The sequence below is a fragment of the Streptomyces sp. NPDC041124 genome (assembly GCF_055592385.1).
Map to the genome: position 1 here is coordinate 705,788 of NZ_JBVIYR010000004.1, position 20,289 is coordinate 726,076.

General features: G+C 70.7%; 13 protein-coding genes, 1 tRNA gene and 1 rRNA gene. 2 read left to right on the forward strand and 13 right to left on the reverse strand.

Annotation, left to right across the window (positions count from 1 at the left end; all coding sequences use genetic code 11):
* Positions 1 to 283: 283 nt before the first annotated feature.
* Positions 284 to 1,105: an Fpg/Nei family DNA glycosylase gene (locus ACZ6A9_RS14755; RefSeq protein WP_468984534.1), complete on the forward strand. Its 822-nt coding sequence runs from the start codon at positions 284 to 286 to the stop codon at positions 1,103 to 1,105.
* Positions 1,106 to 1,160: 55 nt separating this feature from the next.
* Here the strand turns inward: ACZ6A9_RS14755 and ACZ6A9_RS14760 are convergent, their stop codons facing one another.
* The 10 genes from ACZ6A9_RS14760 to ACZ6A9_RS14805 form a co-directional block, all read right to left on the reverse strand.
* A complete protein-coding gene (locus ACZ6A9_RS14760; RefSeq protein ID WP_468984536.1) occupies positions 1,161 to 1,370 on the reverse strand; it encodes a hypothetical protein in 210 nt (69 codons plus the stop codon).
* An 85-nt stretch (positions 1,371 to 1,455) separates the two neighbouring features.
* On the reverse strand, positions 1,456 to 1,926 hold the full coding sequence (locus ACZ6A9_RS14765; RefSeq protein WP_228969499.1) for a Dps family protein: 471 nt from the start codon (positions 1,924 to 1,926) through the stop codon (positions 1,456 to 1,458).
* A gap of 194 nt (positions 1,927 to 2,120) precedes the next feature.
* A complete protein-coding gene (locus tag ACZ6A9_RS14770) occupies positions 2,121 to 2,501 on the reverse strand; it encodes a helix-turn-helix domain-containing protein (protein WP_003993396.1) in 381 nt (126 codons plus the stop codon).
* 109 nt (positions 2,502 to 2,610) lie between these two features.
* A complete protein-coding gene (locus tag ACZ6A9_RS14775; protein ID WP_468984539.1) occupies positions 2,611 to 3,156 on the reverse strand; it encodes a CinA family protein in 546 nt (181 codons plus the stop codon).
* On the reverse strand, positions 3,153 to 4,031 hold the full coding sequence (gene pgsA / locus ACZ6A9_RS14780; RefSeq protein WP_468984541.1) for a CDP-diacylglycerol--glycerol-3-phosphate 3-phosphatidyltransferase: 879 nt from the start codon (positions 4,029 to 4,031) through the stop codon (positions 3,153 to 3,155). Before pgsA ends, ACZ6A9_RS14775 begins: the two co-directional genes overlap by 4 nt.
* Positions 4,028 to 5,503 carry a 30S ribosomal protein S12 methylthiotransferase RimO gene (rimO, locus tag ACZ6A9_RS14785; protein WP_468984543.1) on the reverse strand — a complete coding sequence of 492 codons (1,476 nt, stop codon included), beginning with the start codon at positions 5,501 to 5,503 and terminating at the stop codon, positions 4,028 to 4,030. The genes pgsA and rimO overlap by 4 nt, the downstream gene beginning before the upstream one ends.
* 93 nt (positions 5,504 to 5,596) lie before the next feature.
* Entirely contained in the window at positions 5,597 to 6,436 is an 840-nt protein-coding gene (locus ACZ6A9_RS14790) for a helix-turn-helix domain-containing protein (RefSeq protein WP_468984545.1), read from the reverse strand.
* A 249-nt stretch (positions 6,437 to 6,685) separates the two neighbouring features.
* On the reverse strand, positions 6,686 to 9,412 hold the full coding sequence (locus tag ACZ6A9_RS14795; protein ID WP_468984547.1) for a DNA translocase FtsK: 2,727 nt from the start codon (positions 9,410 to 9,412) through the stop codon (positions 6,686 to 6,688).
* A gap of 175 nt (positions 9,413 to 9,587) precedes the next feature.
* Positions 9,588 to 10,265, reverse strand: coding sequence for a response regulator (locus ACZ6A9_RS14800; RefSeq protein WP_468984549.1), 678 nt, complete (start codon positions 10,263 to 10,265; stop codon positions 9,588 to 9,590).
* Between the two features lie 312 nt (positions 10,266 to 10,577).
* Complete coding sequence (locus ACZ6A9_RS14805) at positions 10,578 to 16,046, reverse strand: HAMP domain-containing protein (protein WP_468984551.1); 5,469 nt, start codon at positions 16,044 to 16,046, stop codon at positions 10,578 to 10,580.
* Positions 16,047 to 16,458: 412 nt separating this feature from the next.
* Between ACZ6A9_RS14805 and ACZ6A9_RS14810 the strand changes: the two genes are divergently transcribed.
* Positions 16,459 to 19,215: a SpoIIE family protein phosphatase gene (locus ACZ6A9_RS14810; RefSeq protein WP_468984553.1), complete on the forward strand. Its 2,757-nt coding sequence runs from the start codon at positions 16,459 to 16,461 to the stop codon at positions 19,213 to 19,215.
* Between the two features lie 56 nt (positions 19,216 to 19,271).
* Here ACZ6A9_RS14810 and ACZ6A9_RS14815 read toward each other — a convergent pair.
* The 3 genes from ACZ6A9_RS14815 to rrf form a co-directional block, all read right to left on the reverse strand.
* Positions 19,272 to 19,344 (reverse strand) — tRNA-Thr (locus tag ACZ6A9_RS14815).
* 78 nt (positions 19,345 to 19,422) lie between these two features.
* Positions 19,423 to 20,085: a DegT/DnrJ/EryC1/StrS family aminotransferase gene (locus ACZ6A9_RS14820; protein ID WP_468984625.1), complete on the reverse strand. Its 663-nt coding sequence runs from the start codon at positions 20,083 to 20,085 to the stop codon at positions 19,423 to 19,425.
* A 114-nt stretch (positions 20,086 to 20,199) separates the two neighbouring features.
* A 5S ribosomal RNA gene (gene rrf / locus ACZ6A9_RS14825) occupies positions 20,200 to 20,289 on the reverse strand; the annotation flags it as partial.

The following is a 20,289-nucleotide window of genomic DNA, read 5'->3' on the forward strand; positions in this document are numbered from 1 at the left end:
CGGCCCGCCGGGCCCGACGCCCTACCGGACACCGCAGCGTCACCGGCCTCTACCGGCCCCGCGCGGACTCCTCGGCGCACCCACGGCGCCGCGGCCCCACCCGGGTCCGGGATGCCCCGCCCGGTGCCCGAACCGGCACCGCCTGCCGAGTCCCACGAAGCCCTGGCAGACACCAGGGGACCGTCGCGCCACCCGGCCCCGCGCGGACCTTTTCGGCGCCCCCACGGCTCGGCGGATCACCGGCACCTCAGCCCCGTCCGGTGCGGCGTGCCACCCTTGACGCATGCCTGAAGGAGACACGGTGTGGCAGGCCGCGCGACGGCTGCACGATGCCCTCGCCGGCCGGGTGCTGACCCGCAGCGACCTCCGGGTGCCCCGGTTCGCCACGGCGGACCTCACCGGCCGCACCGTCCTGGACGTCACCCCGCGTGGCAAGCACCTGCTGACCCGTGTCGAGGGCGGCCTGACCCTGCACTCGCACCTGCGGATGGACGGTTCCTGGAGGGTCTACGCCGACGGACAGCGCTGGAACGGCGGCCCCGCCCACCAGATCCGGGCGATCCTCGGCACCACCGGTCGCACGGCCGTCGGCTACCGGCTGCCCGTGCTGGAACTGCTGCGCACCGCCGACGAGGACCGCGCGGTCGGCCACCTGGGACCCGACCTCCTCGGCCCGGACTGGGACCCCGACCTCGCGCTGGCCAACCTGGTGGAGGACCCGGCCCGCCCGCTCGGCGAGGCGCTCCTCGACCAGCGCAACCTGGCCGGGGTCGGCAACGTCTTCAAGTGCGAGCTCTGCTTCCTGATCGCCGTCACCCCCTGGCTCCCCGTGGGCGAACTCCCGGCCGGCCGCGCCGCCGAGCTCGTGGAACTCGCCAAGAAGCTGCTGGAGTTCAACCGTGAACGGCCGATCCGCAGCACGACGGGCCGGCGCGGCCAGGACCTCTTCGTGTACGGCCGCGCCCGCCGGCCCTGCCTGCGCTGCGGCACCCCGATCCGTCTCGCCGACCAGGGCGACGGCTCCCGTGAACGGCCCACGTACTGGTGCCCCACCTGCCAGCCCGGCCCGGCTCCCGCCCGCACCCGGGGCGGCCTCCCCCGCTGACCGCGCACGACCGACGGGCGGACCGCACACGGCCGACGGCGGACCTGAAACACCGTCAGCCTTCCTTGTGCCGGCCGCCCGGGCGCCCTGCGTGCCGCCGGCCCGCCCTCAGCGCCCCCTGTGCACGCGCCTTGGGCACGCAGTGCACCGGCAGCACGCTGAGTCCCCACCCGCCGGCCGCGACCGCCCCCTCCAGCGCACCCGCGTCGGGCGCCAGCGCCAGTCGCGCCACCGCCCACCACCACAGCACCCCGAGCCCGAGCACGGCCCACCGGCACGCGCCCCGGCCCGACGTCACACCGTCCGCATCCGAACCGCGGCGCTCAGGGCCCGCGGCTCCCACGGCCGGTTCACCCGTTCTCGGCCTGGAACATCCAGTGCTGCTTCTCCAGGTCCCCGGTGATCCCGATGAGGATGTCCTGGCTCACGGGGTCCGGCTGTTCGGTCGACGTCACCCGCTCCCGCATACGGGCGATCACCGCGCCCAGGGCGTCCACCATCGCGCTCACCGCGGCCGAGTCGTCGACCCAGCCCTCCGGTGTCACACCGATCCCGCTGCCCACGGCCACCGTCGCGGCACGCCCGTCCGGCGAGACCCCCAGGGCCGCGGCCCGCTCGGCGACGGTGTCGGAGTGCGTACGCGCCAGCGCCACGACCTCGTCGAGCTGGAGGTGGACGGAGCGGAAGCGTGGCCCGACCACGTTCCAGTGGATCTGCTTCGCCACCAGGGCGAGGTCCACGAGATCGACCAGGGCGCCCTGCAGCGCCTCGGACACGGTCTTCAGGTTCTCGTCGGACAACGGGCTCTTCACGACGTACATCCGCACCTCCGTGGCTGACCCCCGCCTCGTCCTTCCACCATGACGGCCCGCTGCCCCACCGGCAAACGCACCTGGAGCGCCCTGACACGGCGCGGGGACGCGAAAAACCCCGGCGGCACCCCTCCGGATCCTCCGGACGGGCCCCTACCGGGGCATCCCACACCTTCACGCCACGGGGGCGCTGAACACCGCGCTCAGGCGGCGACGACGTCCACCGCCTCGGCGGGCGCCTTGATGGTCACCCGTTCCGGTGGCACACCAGTCACCGAAACGGAACCCAGCATCGGACGAACCGGCGTGGGTACGGGCTCGCTGGGGGTCGCTGCCGCAGACTGGGCCAGCTCGGCGAGGGCGAGCTCGTCGCTCACTTCCCGCATGAGCTCGGACATCCGTACGTCCAACGCGTCGCAGATGGCGGAGAGCAGCTCGGAGGATGCCTCCTTCTGCCCCCGCTCCACCTCGGAGAGATAGCCGAGTGAGACTCGGGCGGACGAGGAGACTTCGCGCAGAGTACGGCCCTGGCGCTGGCGCTGCCGACGCAGCACGTCACCCAGCAGGCGACGGAGCAGAATCATCGGTGGCTCCCTCCTCGGACCGCGTAGCCGCATCCTTCACGCCCCACCGTACCGCCTTGCGCCGCGGCCGTGCGGGGAGCGATGTCGTGTTCACTCAGGGCTGCAAACATCAAAACCCCCCGTTCCGTTCCGTATCCTGTGCCCGCTCATTCCCGGTCTGTTCGCCCGCGAGCTCCGTCAAAAGCAGTGCGAGTACGCTCCGTACACTCTCCTTACGAATTTCCGCGCGGTCGCCGTTCAACCGCAGACGCTCCACTTTTCCGCCGGGGGCGGAAACGGAGCCCGCCCCCGTGGGCCCGGCCACGGCCACGAAGACCGTCCCGACGTCCTGCCCGTCCTGCGGGTCCGGACCGGCGACACCGGTGGTGGCGATACCCCAGTCGGCGCCCAGCGCCTCGCGGACTCCCGCCGCCATCTGGGCCGCCACCTGCGGATCCACCGCTCCCCGCTCGGCCAGCAGAGTGGCGTCGACGCCGAGCAGCCGGCGCTTCAGGTCCGTGGCGTAGGCCGTCACCGAGCCACGGAAGACCTTGGACGCCCCGGGTACGGCAGTGATGTCGGCCGCCACCAGACCACCGGTCAACGACTCGGCGACGGCGAGCGTCCCCCCGTTCACAGTGAGTAGTCGCACCACCTCGGTGGCCGTGGAACTCACGCTTCCTTCTCCTCCAACGCCGCCTCGCGCTCGGCGATTCCCTGCCTTCGGAGCACAATGGCCTGTTTCACATAGTCGAGTCCGGTCGCCACGGTCAGCACGACCGCCGCGGCCATCACCCACCACCGCAGCGTCGCCAGCCACCCCGTCAGCGCCAGCACGTACATGCCGACGGCGATGCCCTGGGTGAGGGTCTTGAGCTTGCCCCCGCGGCTGGCCGGGATGACGCCGTAGCGGATGACCCAGAAACGCAGCAGCGTGACGCCGAGTTCCCGGCCGAGGATGACTCCGGTGACCCACCACGGCAGGTCACCCAGCGAGGACAGGCAGATCAGCGCCGCACCCATGATCGCCTTGTCGGCGATGGGGTCGGCGATCTTCCCGAAGTCGGTGACGAGGTTGTAGGCGCGGGCCAGGTGACCGTCGAACAGGTCGGTGATCATGGCGATGGCGAAGGCCGCCCAGGCGAACGACCGCCACGCCGGGTCGTAGCCGCCCTCGGCGAGCATCAGCATCACGAACGCCGGCACCAGGAACAGCCGCAGCATGGTGAGCAGGTTGGCGATGTTCCACACGCTCGCCTGGTTGACGGCCGCCGCCGCGATCTTCGCGCCCCGGGCCGGCTTCGTCCCGTCCCCGGCGTCGACGCCGTCGCCGGTCGCGACGGCCGGTACGGCTTCGTCGGCGCGGGGCCGGGCCCCGGCCTGACCGCGCCGTGCCGGACCGCCACCTGACGACCCCGGAGCCGCCCCCCGTGACTCCCGCGCCGCGGCCGCGCGGCCGGGCACCGATCCCGGTACACCCGCGGGTGCGGGGCGCCCCACCCTCCTCGCGCCGGGGGGGCCGCCTGCCGCCGATGCCGGAGCACCCGTCATCTGCCCGCCTCCTCACTCCGCGCGAGCGAACCCTGGAACAGCGGCTCGGCCACCAGGTCGACACCTTCCGTACCGACCACCTTCGCCTCGACCATACGGCCGACGCTCAGTCCCTCGCCGCTCGTGAGCAGCACCTGGCCGTCCGTCTCGGGAGCCTGGTGGGCCGCCCGCCCGCGGATGCCCTCCTCCTCGTCCACGGACTCCACCAGCACGTGCACGGTCTCGCCGACCCGCTCCTCGGCGCGCTGCGAGACGAGTTCCTCGGCCATCCGGGACACGCGGGCCAGCCGCTCGGCGACGACGTCCTCGTCCAGCTTGCGGTCGTACGTCGCCGCCTCGGTGCCCTCCTCGTCGGAGTACCCGAAGACGCCGATGGCGTCCAGCCGCGCGTGGTTCAGGAAGCGCTCCAGCTCGGCGAGGTCGGCCGCCGACTCACCGGGGAACCCGACGATGAAGTTGGAGCGCACACCGGCCTGGGGCGCCTTTCCGCGGATGGTGTCGAGCAGTTCGAGGAACCGGTCGGTGTCGCCGAAGCGGCGCATCGCGCGCAGGACGTCGGGCGCGGAGTGCTGGAAGGACAGGTCGAAGTAGGGGACGACCTTCGGGGTGGAGGTCAGCACGTCGATCAGACCGGGCCGCATCTCGGCCGGCTGGAGGTAGCTGACCCGCACCCGCTCGAGACCGTCGACCTCGGCGAGCTCGGGCAGCAGGGACTCCAGCAGGCGGATGTCGCCCAGGTCCTTGCCGTAGGAGGTGTTGTTCTCGGAGACCAGCATGATCTCCTTCACGCCCTGCTCGGCCAGCCACCGCGTCTCGTTCAGCACGTCGCTGGGCCGGCGCGAGATGAAGGAGCCGCGGAAGGACGGGATGGCGCAGAAGGAGCAGCGCCGGTCGCAGCCGGAGGCGAGCTTCACGGAGGCGACCGGGGCGCCGTCCAGCCGGCGGCGCAGCGGTGCGCGGGGCCCGGAGGCCGGGGCGAGGCCCTCGGGGAGGTCCACCGGCCCGTGGCCCGGGAGGGCGACGGAGGCGGCGGACTCCTGCCGCTCGGCCGGGCTGATCGGCAGGAGCTTGCGCCGGTCGCGCGGCGTGTGCGAGGCGTGGATGCCGCCGTTGAGAATGGTCTGGAGGCGGTCGGAGATGTCGGTGTAGTCGTCGAAGCCGAGCACACCGTCGGCTTCGGGAAGGGCCTCGGCGAGCTCCTTGCCGTACCGCTCGGCCATGCAGCCCACCGCCACGACGGCCTGCGTTCTCCCGTGCCCCTTGAGGTCGTTGGCCTCCAGGAGGGCGTCGACGGAGTCCTTCTTCGCGGCCTCGACGAAGCCACAGGTGTTGACGACGGCCACGTCGGCGTCCTCGGCGTCCTCCACGAGCTGCCAGCCGTCCGCCTCCAAACGGCCTGCGAGCTCCTCCGAGTCCACCTCGTTGCGGGCGCAGCCAAGAGTGACGAGTGCGACGGTACGGCGTTCAGGCATGGGCTCAAGACTACTTCGTCCCGCCGACACCCCACGTCGACGGGGTTGGCCGATCATGGCCGACCCCGTCGCCGATGCGTCCCGGGGCCCCTTTTATCCGGCCTGCGGGTCGCCCTTGGTGTAGGTCAGGCGCTCGACCGCGCCCGGCTGCCAGTCGTCCTCGATCTTCTTGCCGTTGACGAACAGGTCGATCGCGCCGGCGTCGCCGAGCACCAGGTTGATCTCGGAGCTGTCCTGGAAGGTCTCGGTGTCGCCCTGCTTGAGCAGTCCGTCGAACAGCAGCCGGCCGCTGTGGTCCTTGGCGGAGATCCAGCTGCGGCCGTCGGCGGCGGTGACCTGGACGGTCACCTTGTCCTGCGGTGCGGCGGCGATGGCGCTGTCCGACGGCTTGGGTTCCGGGGCGGCGGGCTTCTCGGACTTGGGCGTGGCCGAGGCGGAGCTGCTCGGGGTGGCGCCGTCGGCGACGTTGGCCTTGCCGCCCTCGTCGTCGCCCTTGACCATGGTGAAGCCGACGAAGCCGATCACGACGACGATCGCGGCGACCATGGCCGCGGTCCAGTTGGGGCCGCGCCGCTCCGGACGGATGCGTTCCGCCTCGAAGAGGGGAGCGGCCGGGGTCGGGGCGGGGCGGCCGCCGCCGTGCTCCCGCTCGTACTGGGCGAGCAGCGGCGCCGGATCGAGCTGCACGGCCCGGGCCAGGGTCCGGATGTGCCCGCGTGCGTAGACGTCACCGCCGCAGGGCGCGAAGTCGTTCGCCTCGATGGCGTGCACGATGGCGATCCGGACGCGGGTGGCGGTACTGACGTCGTCGACGGTGAGCCCGGCGGCGATGCGCGCCTGCTGGAGCGCTCGGCCGACGGACACGGAAGGGCGGGCTTCCTCGGAAACGTCTTCGAACGGACGCTCGTCTTCAGGGGAGTTGCCGATGGACACGGGGGCGCCTTTCGAGCGTGTAGCCGCCTGTGCTGGAGGTTCAGTCTAGGAGGGGTACGAGAGGTTGGGGCAACCGGGCAGTCGGATTTTGTACGCCATCGGAATGGCCCGAGGTCCCGATGGGGGTACTGCGGTTTGTCGCTTCGCTCAACTTGACGTACGCCGACGGGAAACAGTTGCTCGGTGATCCCTAACGGGTGGGTCACGATCGGCCGCCCTGGTGCCGGACGACGACCGTGTCCCCTCCGCCTACCCTTCAGACTCCCCCCGGATCAGCGCGAGCACGCCATCCAGCTCGTCAGGCTTCACAAGAACGTCACGCGCCTTCGATCCCTCGCTCGGCCCGACGATGTTCCTCGACTCCATGAGGTCCATCAGCCGGCCGGCCTTGGCGAAGCCGACGCGCAGCTTGCGCTGCAGCATGGACGTCGACCCGAACTGGGTCGAGACGACCAGCTCGGCCGCCTGGCACAGCAGGTCGAGGTCGTCGCCGATGTCCTCGTCGATCTCCTTCTTCTGCTTGGACCCGACGGTGACGTCGTCCCGGAAGACGGGCGCCATCTGGTCCTTGCAGTGCTGGACGACGGCCGAGACCTCCTCCTCGGTCACGAACGCGCCCTGCATGCGCGTGGGTTTGTTCGCGCCCATCGGCAGGAAGAGCCCGTCGCCCTTGCCGATCAGCTTCTCGGCGCCGGGCTGGTCCAGGATGACCCGCGAGTCCGCGAGCGAGGAGGTGGCGAACGCCAGCCGGGAGGGCACGTTCGCCTTGATCAGACCGGTGACGACGTCGACCGACGGACGCTGCGTGGCGAGCACCAGGTGGATGCCGGCCGCCCGCGCGAGCTGCGTGATCCGCACGATGGCGTCCTCGACGTCGCGCGGGGCGACCATCATCAGGTCGGCCAGCTCGTCGACGATCACCAGCAGGTAGGGGTACGGCTGGAGTTCCCGCTCGCTGCCCTCGGGCGGCTTCGCCTTGCCCTCGCGCACCGCGCGGTTGAAGTCGTCGATGTGCCGGTAGCCGTAGGCGGCCAGGTCGTCGTAGCGCAGGTCCATCTCGCGCACGACCCACTGGAGCGCCTCGGCGGCCCGCTTGGGGTTGGTGATGATCGGCGTGATCAGGTGCGGGATGCCCTCGTAGGCGGTCAGCTCGACGCGCTTGGGGTCGACCAGGATCATCCGGACGTCCTCCGGGGTCGCCCGCATCATGACCGAGGTGATCAGGCAGTTGATGCAGGACGACTTTCCGGAGCCGGTGGCGCCGGCGACCAGCATGTGCGGCATCTTCGCCAGCGAGTCCATCACGTAGCCGCCCTCGACGTCCTTGCCGAAGGCGACCAGCATCGGGTCGTCGTCCTCGGCGGACTCGGCGAGCCGCAGCACGTCACCGAGGTTGACCATCTCCCGGTCGGTGTTGGGGATCTCGATGCCGACCGCGGACTTGCCGGGGATCGGGCTGATGATCCGCACGTCCGGGCTGGCCACGGCGTACGCGATGTTCTTGGTCAGCGCCGTCACCCGCTCGACCTTCACCGCCGGGCCGAGTTCCACGACGTAGCGGGTGACCGTCGGGCCGCGGGTGAAGCCGGTGACGGCGGCGTCCACCTTGAACTCGGTGAAGACCTTCCGCAGGGCGTCCACTATGACGTCGTTGGCCGCGCTGCGGGCCTTGCCCGGCCCACCTCGGGTGAGCAGGTCCAGCGAGGGCAGGGAGTAGGTGATGTCACCGGCGAGCTGGAGCTGTTCCGCACGGGGCGGCAGGTCGCGCGGTTCGCGGGGCGGCTCCTTGGTCATGTCCAGGACGCCCGCCGGCGGTTTCTCCGGCGCCGGCTCGGCCGTCTTCGGCTTCTTCGGCTGGGTGCGGGCCGCCGGGACCGGGGTCGGTGTGGTGGGCTCGCGGTCGCCGGTGCTCACCCCCTGGGTGAGGTCGGCGACGACGGGCGAGGGCGGCATGCCGTGCAGCACGGCGCCGTCGAGCGCGGCGGCCGCCGCGGCGGCCACGTCGACGGCGTCCATCGGCCGGTTCATGTCGGGCTGCGGCACCGCGGACCTGCGGCGCCGGGAGCGGCGCCGGGTCAGTGCCTCGTGCTCCGCGCTGTCGGGGTCGTACTCCTCGGGGGCCGGCCGGCGTCCGCGGCGGCTCGCGGGCAGGGCCTCGCGCCACTGCTCCTCGTAGCGGGCGTCGTCCTCGGCGAACTCCGCCGGCTCGGGTTCGTGGACGAGTCCGAGCCGTACGCCGAGAAGGCGCAGGCGCTGCGGGATGGCGTTCACCGGCGTGGCCGTGACGACCAGCAGACCGAAGACCGTGAGCAGCACCAGCAGCGGCACGGCGAGGACATCGGTCATGGTGGACGACAGTGGTGTGGCCGCTCCCCAGCCGATGAGACCGCCCGCGTCCCTTATCGCGTGCATGCCCTCGCTGCGGGCGGGCGATCCGCATCCGATGTGGATCTGGCCGAGCACGCCGACGACGAGTGCGGACAGGCCGATGACGATCCGCCCGTTGGCCTCGGGCTTCTCCGGGTGTCGGATGAACCGTACGGCGACGACGGCGACCAGGATCGGCACGAGCAGGTCGAGCCGGCCGAAGGCTCCGGTGACCAGGATCTCCACGAGGTCGCCGACGGGGCCCTCCAGGTCCGCCCAGGTGCCGGCGGCGACGATCAGCGCGATGGCGAGCAGCAGCAGCGCGACGCCGTCCTTGCGGTGCGCGGGGTCGAGGTTCTTGGCGCCCTGCCCAAGACCGCGGAAGACCGCTCCGACGGCGTGCGCGAGGCCCAGCCACAGGGCGCGCACGAGCCGGTAGACGCCGCTCGTCGGGTTGGGCGCGGGCGCCGGCTTTCTGGCCGCGGCCTTCTTGGCGGGAGCCTTCCTCGCCGGGGCCTTTTTGGCAGCGGCCTTCCTCGCCGGGGCCTTCGCGGAAGCGGCCGCCTTCTTCGCGGGCGGCTTCTTGGCTGCGGAGGGACGTGAGGCCATGGGTGTGAGGTTACCGGTGGAGGCGGGCGGGGACACGCGTGGCGCGTGCTTCACCCGTTCGTGTCGCCCTCGTCGAGGCGCGAAGCTGACGCGGTGGCAGGCGCGCTCAACCGGTTTGACGCCCCTTCAGACGGGTCGCCCCCGCAGGAGGCGGCCAAGGGCCCTGTTCCGGGGTTCAGTTCGGCGAGGGCACGGAGGAGGCGCCACCGGTCCCCGGCTCCAGGGCGTCCAGCGCCCGCCGCAACCCGGTGAGCTTGCGCTCCAGATGGGCCGCCGTGGCCACCGCGGCCGCGTCCGTCGACTCGTCGTTGAGCTGCTTGGTCAGCGCCTCGGCCTGCTCCTCGACGGCCGCGAGCCGCGCCGAGAGTTCGGCGAGCAGCCCCGCCGGCTCGTCGGCCTCGCCGACGTCCTTCTCGCCGCCCTCCAACTGCAGCCGCAGCAGCGACGCCTGCTCCCTCAGCTGGCAGTTCTTCATGTACAGCTCGACGAACACCGAGACCTTGGCGCGCAGCACCCACGGGTCGAACGGCTTGGAGATGTAGTCGACCGCGCCGGCCGCGTACCCCCGGAACGTGTGGTGCGGGCCGTGGTTGATCGCGGTGAGGAAGATGATCGGGATGTCCCGGGTCCGCTCCCGGCGTTTGATGTGCGCAGCGGTCTCGAAGCCGTCCATGCCCGGCATCTGGACGTCCAGCAGAATGACCGCGAAGTCGTCCGTGAGCAGTGCCTTGAGCGCTTCCTCCCCGGACGATGCCCGCACCAGTGTCTGATCGAGCGCCGAGAGGATCGCCTCCAGCGCGAGCAGATTCTCCGGCCGGTCATCGACCAGGAGGATCTTGGCCTTCTGCACCATGGCCCGCCCTCCTCGCCCCGGCTTGGGGCCTCCCCTGTCCGCAGGACCTGGGGTCGTACCTGTACCTGTGGGTACCGCCCCAGGGGGCGACTCCCTTGCGCCGCCCGTCCTTGTGCCGGTCATCGTAGCCGCACCCCGCCCGTCGCCACACCCTGTCACCGTGATGTCACTGTGCACGTAGCAGAAACGCGGCAGGAGACCAGAAGGTTCCCCGGATCCCGTACTTCTACACGACTTCACGCGCACCGCGTCAGCAACTTCGTATGAACGGCGAAGCGTCCCGGCCCGTCGCGCGCCCGCCGGACGCCGGCCTCACTCCCCCCTCATCCACTGCTCCATCACCGACAGCAGGTGATCGGGGTCGACGGGCTTGGTCACGTAGTCGGACGCACCCGACTCGATCGCCTTCTCGCGGTCGCCCTTCATCGCCTTCGCCGTGAGCGCGATGATCGGCAGCCCGGCGAACTGCGGCATCCTGCGGATCGCCGTGGTGGTGGCGTACCCGTCCATCTCCGGCATCATGATGTCCATCAGGACGACCGCCACGTCGTCGTGCTGCTCCAGCACCTCGATGCCCTCACGGCCGTTCTCCGCGTACAGCACGGACAGACCGTGCTGCTCCAGGACGCTGGTCAGCGCGAAGACGTTGCGGATGTCGTCGTCGACGATCAGCACCTTCTGCCCGCCGAAGCGGATCCCCCGGCGCGACGGACGCGGCGCCGGCTCCTGCTGCTCCACTCCCGGCCACTGCTCCGGCTCGGCGACCGGCCGCCGCTCCAGCGTGACCCGGCGACGGCGCCGGAACAGCGCGGCCGGACCGTTCTGGGAGTCCCGGTACGACGTCACCTCCGCCGGCGTCCCGGTCTGCGGCGCGGCCGACTCGGCCGACGCGACCAGGTCTCCGGCCTCCAGTGCCGGCATGGGCTGCGCGTATCCGTGCGGCGGCAGCTCGCTGGGGTGCAGCGGCAGGTACAGCGTGAACGTGGATCCCCGCCCCGGCTCGCTCTGCGCGTGGATCTCGCCGCCGAGCAGCTGGGCGATCTCCCGCGAGATGGACAGCCCCAGCCCCGTCCCGCCGTATTTGCGGCTGGTGGTGCCGTCGGCCTGCTTGAACGCCTCGAAGATCACCCGCATCTTGCTCGCCGCGATACCGATGCCCGTGTCGCTCACCGAGAACGCGATCAGGTCCGCGTCCGGGTCCGTCAGCGAACCGGCCTCCAGCAACTGCTCCCGGATGGCCTGCGGGACGTCGTCCCGGGCGGGCCGGATGACCAGCTCGACCGAGCCGGAGTCGGTGAACTTCACCGCGTTCGACAGCAGGTTCCGCAGCACCTGCAGCAACCGCTGCTCGTCGGTGTGCAGCGTGGCCGGCAGCTCCGGGGAGACCCGCACGGACAGGTCCAGGCCCTTCTCCGCGGTCAGCGGCCGGAACGTGGCCTCCACGTAGTCCACGAGCTGGACGAGCGCGATACGCGTCGGCGAGACGTCCATCTTGCCCGCCTCGACCTTCGACAGGTCGAGGATGTCGTTGATGAGCTGGAGCAGGTCGGACCCGGCGCCGTGGATGGTCTCGGCGAACTCGACCTGCTTCGGCGACAGGTTCGCGTCGGCGTTGTCGGCGAGCAACTTGGCCAGGATCAGCAGCGAGTTGAGCGGCGTGCGCAGCTCGTGCGACATGTTCGCCAGGAACTCGCTCTTGTAGCGCATGGACACCGCGAGCTGTTCCGCGCGCTCCTCCAGGACCTGCCGCGCCTCCTCGATCTCGGTGTTCTTCACCTCGATGTCGCGGTTCTGCCGGGCCAGCAGCTCGGCCTTCTCCTCCAATTCGGCGTTGGACGCCTGCAGCGCCTTCTGCCGCTGCTCCAACTCCGCCGACCTCTCCCGCAGTTGCTCGGTGAGCTCCTGGGACTGGGCCAGCAGCCGCTCGGTCTTGGTGTTGACCGAGATGGTGTTGACGCTCGTCGCGATCATCTCGGCGATCTGGTTGAGGAAGTCCTTCTGGATCGCCGTGAACGGCGTGAACGACGCCAGCTCGATCACGCCGAGCACCTTCCCCTCGAACACCACGGGGAGCACGATCACCTGCGCCGGCGGTGCCTCCCCGAGCCCCGAGGAGATCTTCAGATAGCCGCTGGGCGCGTTCTCCACCAGGATCGTGCGCTTCTCCATGGCAGCCGTCCCGATGAGCCCCTCACCCGGCTGGAACGACGTCGGCATGGACCCCATGGAGTACCCGTACGAGCCGAGCATGCGCAGCTCGAACTGGTCGTCGTCGGCGGAGGTCAGGTCCTCGCCGTCGACCAGCGGCATGGCGAGGAAGAACGCGCCGTGCTGCGCGGACACCACCGGCGTCAGCTCGCTCATGATCAGCGACGCCACGTCGTCCAGGTCGCGGCGGCCCTGCATCAACGCGGAGATCCGCGCCAGATTGCCCTTCAGCCAGTCCTGCTCCTTGTTGGCGATGGTGGTGTCGCGCAGGTTGGCGATCATCTTGTTGATGTAGTCCTGCAGTTCCTGGATCTCCCCGGACGCGTCCACGTCGATCTTCAGGTTCAGGTCACCACGGGTCACCGCCGTCGCCACCCGCGCGATGGCACGCACCTGCCGGGTGAGATTGCCGGCCATCTCGTTCACGGACTCGGTCAGGTCCCGCCAGGTGCCGTCCACGTCCCGCACCCGCGCCTGGCCGCCCAGCTGGCCCTCGGTGCCCACCTCGCGCGCCACCCGGGTGACCTCCTCGGCGAACGAGGACAGCTGGTCCACCATCGTGTTGATGGTCGTCTTCAGCTCGAGGATCTCACCGCGCGCGTCGATGTCGATCTTCTTCGTCAGGTCGCCCTTGGCGATGGCCGTCGTCACCATGGCGATGTTGCGCACCTGGCCCGTCAGGTTCGACGCCATGCCGTTCACCGACTCGGTGAGGTCCTTCCACGTGCCCGCCACACCCGGCACGTGCGCCTGACCGCCCAGGATGCCGTCCGTGCCCACCTCGCGGGCCACCTTGGTGACCTGCTCGGCGAACGCGCTCAGCGTCTTCACCATGGTGTTGATCGTGTCGGCGAGCTGCGCCACCTCACCGCGCGCCTCGATGCTCACCTGCCGCGTCAGGTCACCGTTGGCGACGGCGGCGGAGACCTGCGAGATGTTCCGCACTTGAGTGGTCAGGTTCTTCGCCATCAGGTTGACGTTGTCGCTCAGGTCCTTCCAGATGCCCGTGACGCCCGGCACGTTCGCCTGACCGCCCAGGATCCCCTCCGTGCCCACCTCCCGGGCCACCCGGGTCACCTGCTCGGCGAACGACGACAGCTGGTCCACCATCGTGTTGACGGTCGTGACCAGCTCGAGGATCTCGCCCTTGGCGTCGACGGTGATCTTCTTCGACAGGTCGCCCTTGGCGACCGCCGTGGTGACCTCGGCGATGTTGCGCACCTGGAGGGTCAGGTTGTTCGCCATGCCGTTCACCGACTGCGTGAGGTCCTTCCAGGTGCCGGAGACGCCCTGCACCTCGGCCTGACCGCCGAGGATGCCCTCCGTACCCACCTCGCGCGCCACCCGGGTGACCTCTTCGGCGAACGACGACAGCTGGTCGACCATCGTGTTCAGCGTGTTCTTGAGCTCCAGGATCTCCCCGCGCGCGTCCACGGTGATCTTCTGCGACAGGTCACCGCGCGCCACCGCCGTCGCCACCTGGGCGATGTTGCGGACCTGACCGGTCAGATTCGACGCCATGCCGTTCACGGAGTCCGTCAGGTCGCGCCACACACCGGCGACCCCGGGCACCTGCGCCTGGCCGCCCAGCCTGCCCTCGGTACCCACCTCGCGGGCCACCCGCGTGACCTGGTCGGCGAACGAGGACAGCTGGTCCACCATCGTGTTGATGGTGTTCTTCAGCTCGAGGATCTCACCGCGCGCGTCGACGTCGATCTTCTGCGACAGGTCACCGCGCGCCACGGCCGTCGTCACCTGGGCGATGTTGCGCACCTGACCGGTCAGATTCGACGCCATGGAGTTGACGGAGTCGGTGAGCTCCTTCCAGGTGCCCGACACACCGTCCACGCGCGCCTGACCGCCCAGCCGCCCCTCCGTACCCACGTCCCGGGCCATCCGCGTCACCTGGTCGGCGAAGCTCGACAGCTGGTCCACCATCGTGTTCACGGTGTTCTTCAGCTGGAGCATCTCGCCGGAGACGTCCACGGTGACCTTCTGCGACAGGTCGCCGTTGGCGACCGCCGTCGTCACCTGGGCGATGTTGCGCACCTGACCGGTGAGGTTGCGGAAGGCCGTGTTGACGGAGTCCGTCAGGTCCTTCCACGTGCCCGCCGCCCCCGGCACCTGCGCCTGGCCGCCCAGCTCGCCCTCGACGCCGATCTCGCGCGCCACCCGCGTGACCTCCGCGCCGAAGGAGGACAGCTGGTCGACCATCGTGTTGACGGTGTTCTTCAGCTCCAGCATCTCGCCTGCCACGTCCACGGTGACCTTCTGCGACAGGTCACCGTTGGCGACCGCCGTCGTCACCGCCGCGATGTCGCGCACCTGGGTCGTCAGGTTCCGGAACACCGTGTTGACGGAGTCCGTCAGGTCCTTCCACGTGCCCGCCGCCCCCGGCACGTTCGCCTGACCGCCCAGCCGTCCCTCGGCCCCGACCTCGTTGGCGACGCGCGTGACCTCGTCGGCGAAGATCCGCAGTGTCTCGGTCATCTGGTTGATCGTGTCGGCGAGCTGCGCGACCTCGCCGCGGGCCGGCACCGTCACCTTCCGCGACAGGTCGCCGTTGGCGACCGCGGTCGTCACCTCGGCGATCCCGCGCACCTGGGCCGTGAGATTGCCGGCCATGGTGTTGACGGAGTCGGTGAGCTCCTTCCACACGCCGTCCACCCCGGGCACCTGCGCCTGGCCGCCCAGGGCGCCCTCGGTGCCGACCTCGCGGGCGACGCGGGTCACCTCGGAGGAGAACGCGGAGAGCTGGTCGACCATCGTGTTGACGGTGTTCTTCAGCTCCAGCATCTCGCCCTCGACGTGCACGGTGACCTTGCGCGACAGGTCACCGCGTGCGACGGCCGTCGTCACCAGGGCGATGTCGCGCACCTGCGCCGTGAGCCGCTCCGCCATCGTGTTGACGGAGTCCGTCAGGTCCTTCCACGAACCGGACATGCCCCGCACCTGGGCCTGCCCGCCCAGCTTGCCCTCGGTGCCGACCTCGCTGGCCACGCGCGTGACCTCGTCGGTGAAGGTCGACAGCTGGTCGACGAGATTGTTGACGGTCCGCGCGACCTTCAGGAACTCGCCCCGCAGCGGATGCCCCGTCCCGTCCGGCGCCTGCGTCCGCAGCTCCATACGCGGCGACAGGTCGCCCTGGGCCACCGCCGACAGCACCCGGCTGACCTCGGAGACCGGCCGCACGAGGTCGTCCACGAGCGCGTTCGAGTGGTCGATCGCGGTCGCCCAGGAACCCTGGGACGCGCCGGTCTCCAGCCGCTCCGTGAGCTTGCCCTCACGGCCCACCATGCGGCGCACCCGCGCCAGCTCACCCGTCAGGTGGAGATTGCGGTCGGCCACCTCGTTGAAGACCGCCGCGATCTCCGACATCACGCCGTCGCCGGACACCGTGAGCCGCTTGCGGAAGTTACCGTCCCGCATCGCCACCAGGGCCGTCATCAGCCGGTTCAGCGACGCCGTGTCCACCGTCGTGGTCCCGCCCCGTGCCCTTCCCGGCTTGCTCAGGGACTGTCCGCCTTTCGCGCGCGTCGTCTTCGTGCCCCGCGTCGCTGCGCCAGACTCCACTGTGTCCCTCCCGCAGGGGTCGACCGTTACCGCTGTGCCCGGGACCGCCAGGGGCGTACCCGTTACTACCGCGCTCTTCCTGTACTACCGCGATGTCCCGCCCGGCGTTCCCATGTGCCGCCAAGGGGCTGCTGCCCACTCGGTACGGAGGCCACACGGCCTGCCGGGGCCTTCACCGCGAGCCTGCCCAGTGTTTCACCCCCGCCGAACCAGGCCATAACAGTTCGGCAGCTTCGCACATCGTCCGCACACCCGCCGGACGGCGAACACCTCCGGACGGAAACACGGCGGACCGGCATCCGCTCGGACCGCGAAGGTAAGTAACCTTGCATGCGGCTGTCCAGCCACGCCGGTCCGCCCGGCCTGGGCGGTGGCAAGGAGACGAGCGGGCATCGGAGGGGCGGCCGCACACATGACCACGGGACTGATCCCGGGGGAACAGCCCCCGGACCCACGGCCGGCTGACGGCCTGCCGCTGCAGCGGCGTGAGCCGGCCGGTCAGGGAACCATGCCCGTCGAGAACCGGTCGAGGAGTTCTGTGATCACCGCGCGCGCGGCCGCCAGCTTCGAGCCCCTCGGACGATCGGTCGCGAGCGCCCGCTCCTTCGTCCGCGACACCCTGCAGGGCTGGGGCTTCGGTGACATCGTCGACGACGCCGTGGTACTCACCAGCGAGCTGGTGACCAACGCCGTCGTCCACGCCGGAACCTCCGCCGACCTCCTCTGTCTGCGCAGCGAGGAGGGCGTGCGGATCGAGGTGGCCGACCGGTATCCGGAGCGCGAGATCCCGCTGCAGGGCTCGCCCGTCGACATGGGCAGCCCCGACCGCGAGGGCGGCCGCGGGCTCCAGCTCTGCGCGGCCCTGGCCGGGCACTGGGGCGTCGACTACACACCCACGCACAAGACCGTCTGGTTCCAGCTGGCGCTCCCCGAGCGCCCGGTCGGCACCCGGTCGGCCGGCCCGTCCCTGCCGACCCCGCTGCTCCCGCTGGCCGACACCCGAGTCCGGGTGGCCGTCGTCCAGATCGACCGGGCGGGTTCCATCAGCGCCTGGAACGAGGACGCGGAGGAGTTGTTCGGCTATTCCGCCGAGCAGGTCACCGGCAAGCCGCTCACCGATCTGGCGGCCTGGCCGCACACACCGGGCACCGGCACCGGCATCGCCGACGCGCTGCGGCTCTCCCGCTGGGAGGGCAGCTACGGCATCAGGGGCGCCCACGGCCGGGTCATCCCCGTGTACGCCTCCCACCTGCGGGTCCGCGACACCGAAGGGGAGCCGTCAACCGTCTGTCTCCTCGTGCGGGACCACGAACGGGCGGTTCTGCAGACCCCGTCGCGGGTTCCCGCCTCCGATTCCTCCGGCGGCTCCGACGGCCAGAACACCGACCCGTTCGAGGTCTTCATCGGCTCCCCCGCCCCGGACGACCTCGACGGCCTGCTGCAGCGCACGGTGGAACGCGCCCGGGACATGCTCGACGGCGACTCGGCCTTCCTCCTGCTGGCCACCGACGACGAGACCGAGCTGGAGGTCCGCGCCTCGACCGGGCTTCCCTCGGCCCGCCAGCGCTTCGCCCGCGTCCCCGTCGAGGCCGGCCCCGGCCGCTACGGCTCGGCCCGCATGCCGGCGGTCCACGACGACCTCACCGCCGTCTCCGGCGCGGTGCCCCTGCTGAACGGTACGGGGATGCGCTCGGTCGTCACCGTCCCGCTGAAGGTGGAGGGCCGCCTCACCGGTTCGCTCGGCGTCGCCGCCGAGGCGCCCGGCAGGTACTCCAACGAGGAGGCGCTGCGGCTGCAGTTCGCGGCGGACCGGATCGCGCTCGCGGTCGAGTCGGCGCGTCTGGGTGAGCTGGAGCGGCTGCGCCGCGGCTCGCTCAGCTTCCTCGTCGAGGCCTCCGACCTGCTGGCGGGCACCCTGGACCGGGACCAGACGCTGGCCCTGATGGCGCAGATGACGGTCCCGACCCTCGCCACCTGGTGCGCCGTCTACACGATCGCCGACCAGGCTTCCGAGCCGTACCTGTCGTATGTGCTGCACGAGGACGAGGAGCTGATCGACGGCATCAAGTCCCTGCTGTCGAAGATCGACCCGCCGGACCCGGTGCCCACGCCCGGCGCCCGTGTCTGGTCGGCGCCCGCGGAGGTCGCCCACCAGGCGGCCCTGCGCAGTTCCATGCGCAGTCTGGGCCTCAGTGGCGGTCCGACCCGGCAGGTCACGCCGGGCATCGGCCCGACCCTCGCCACGGCCTCCGCGGTCGGCGGAGAGACCGTGGTGCTGCCCCTGGTCGCCCGCAACCGTGTGATCGGCATGCTGACGCTCGGCAAGCCGACCGACGAGCACTTCCGTCAGGAGATCCTGGAGCTCGCCGAGGACCTGTCCCGGCGGGCCGCCCTGGCACTGGACAACGCCCGCCTGTACTCGGAGCGCACGGCGATCAGCCAGTCCCTGCAGCGCAGTCTGCTGCCGCCGGAGCTGCCGTCGGTCGACGGTGTCGAGGTCGAAGTCATCTACCGGGCGGCCGGCGAGGGCAACGAGGTCGGCGGCGACTTCTACGATCTCTTCCCGATCAGCGACGGCGCTTACGGTTTCGCCATCGGCGATGTCTGCGGTACGGGCCCGAACGCGGCGGCCGTGACGGGTCTCGCCCGGCACGCGCTGCGCCTGCTGGCCCGCGAGGGTCTGAGCGGCCCGGCGGTCCTGGAGCGCCTCAATTCGGCGATCCTCGACGAGGGCGCCCGCAGCCGTTTCCTCACCCTCCTGTACGGCGAGATGCGCCCGCAGGAGGACGGCAGCGCGGAGCTGAAGGTGGTGTGCGCCGGTCATCCCCTCCCGCTCCGTCTCCGCCAGGACGGCACGGTCGAACCGGCCGCCGAACCCCAGCCGCTGCTGGGTGTTCTGGAGGACCTGGAGCTGTACGAGCAGACGGTCGTCCTGGATCCCGGGGATGTCCTTCTCTGCGTGACGGACGGCGTCACCGAGCGCCGTGAGGGCCCGCGGATGCTGGGCGACGACGGCCTCGCCGAGGTCCTGACGACGTGTACGGGGCTGACGGCCGGCGCGGTCGCGGCCCGCATCATGCGCGCGGTGGAGCGATTCGCCTCCGACGCGCCGTCCGACGACATGGCCATCCTGGCCATGCGTGTTCCGGGCCTGCAAAGGGACGTGTGAAGGCACCTGACGGCATGAGAAAGGCCCCGCCCGAATGGGCGGGGCCTTTCTGTCGGAGCCCCCAAACGGAATCGAACCGTTGACCTTCTCCTTACCATGGAGACGCTCTACCGACTGAGCTATAGGGGCCTGTTGTCCGCTTCCGAGGTTTCCCTCGCGGCAACGGAATAGATCATACCCCGAACAGGCCCGTGCTCCCAACCACGCTCACAGGGCCGGTGCCAGCAGTCCGCCCAGCGCGTTGCACGCGGACACGATCCGCTGCATCTCCCGCTTGGTCAGGGAGGTTTCCACCGGCAGGGCCAGCGTCTCGTCGGCGGCCCGCTCGGTTTCGGGCAGGGACACGCAGCGCCGGAATCCGGGCAGGCGGTGCACCGGTGTCTTCACCGGCACAGCGCAGTCAATGCCCTTGGCTCGTAGGGCCCGTGCGAAGGCGTCCCGGTCGGGCCTTCCGTTGCCCGGGACGCGGACGACGTACTGCTGGTAGGTGTGTCCGGCTCCGCCTTCAGGCGGGCGGACTCCTCTCAGTTTGGTGTCGAGGAAAGCGGCCCGCTCGCGCCGTTGAGCTATCTCGTCGTGCGGGGCGTCGGACTCCCCGTGCTCCAGCACCAGCAGCCCGTGCCGCCGGCCGAGCACCCGCAACGGTCCCACGTCGGCGGGCCGGCCGAAGCGGTGGACGACAACGACCGCCGCGGTCCGTGGAGTTACGGCTCCGTCCACGGCGGCCGGTTCCAGGCAGTACGTGGCGGGATCTATGTCGGCGAAGACCGGCAACGCCCCTGTCGTGGCCACGGCCTCGGCGACTTCCACGTTGCCGAAGGCAGGTACGACGACTTCGTCACCGACGCCGACACCGGCGGCCCTGAGCAGTGCAGCAGTACCCATGGGGGAGATGTTCGTTGCGCGATGTGAACGCCAAGTGACACCGAACAAAAAAGGGTTGGCCCCTGAACCGAAGTTCAGGGGCCAACCCTTTGAAAAATTGTTCGGCGGCGTCCTACTCTCCCACAGGGTCCCCCCTGCAGTACCATCGGCGCTGTAAGGCTTAGCTTCCGGGTTCGGAATGTAACCGGG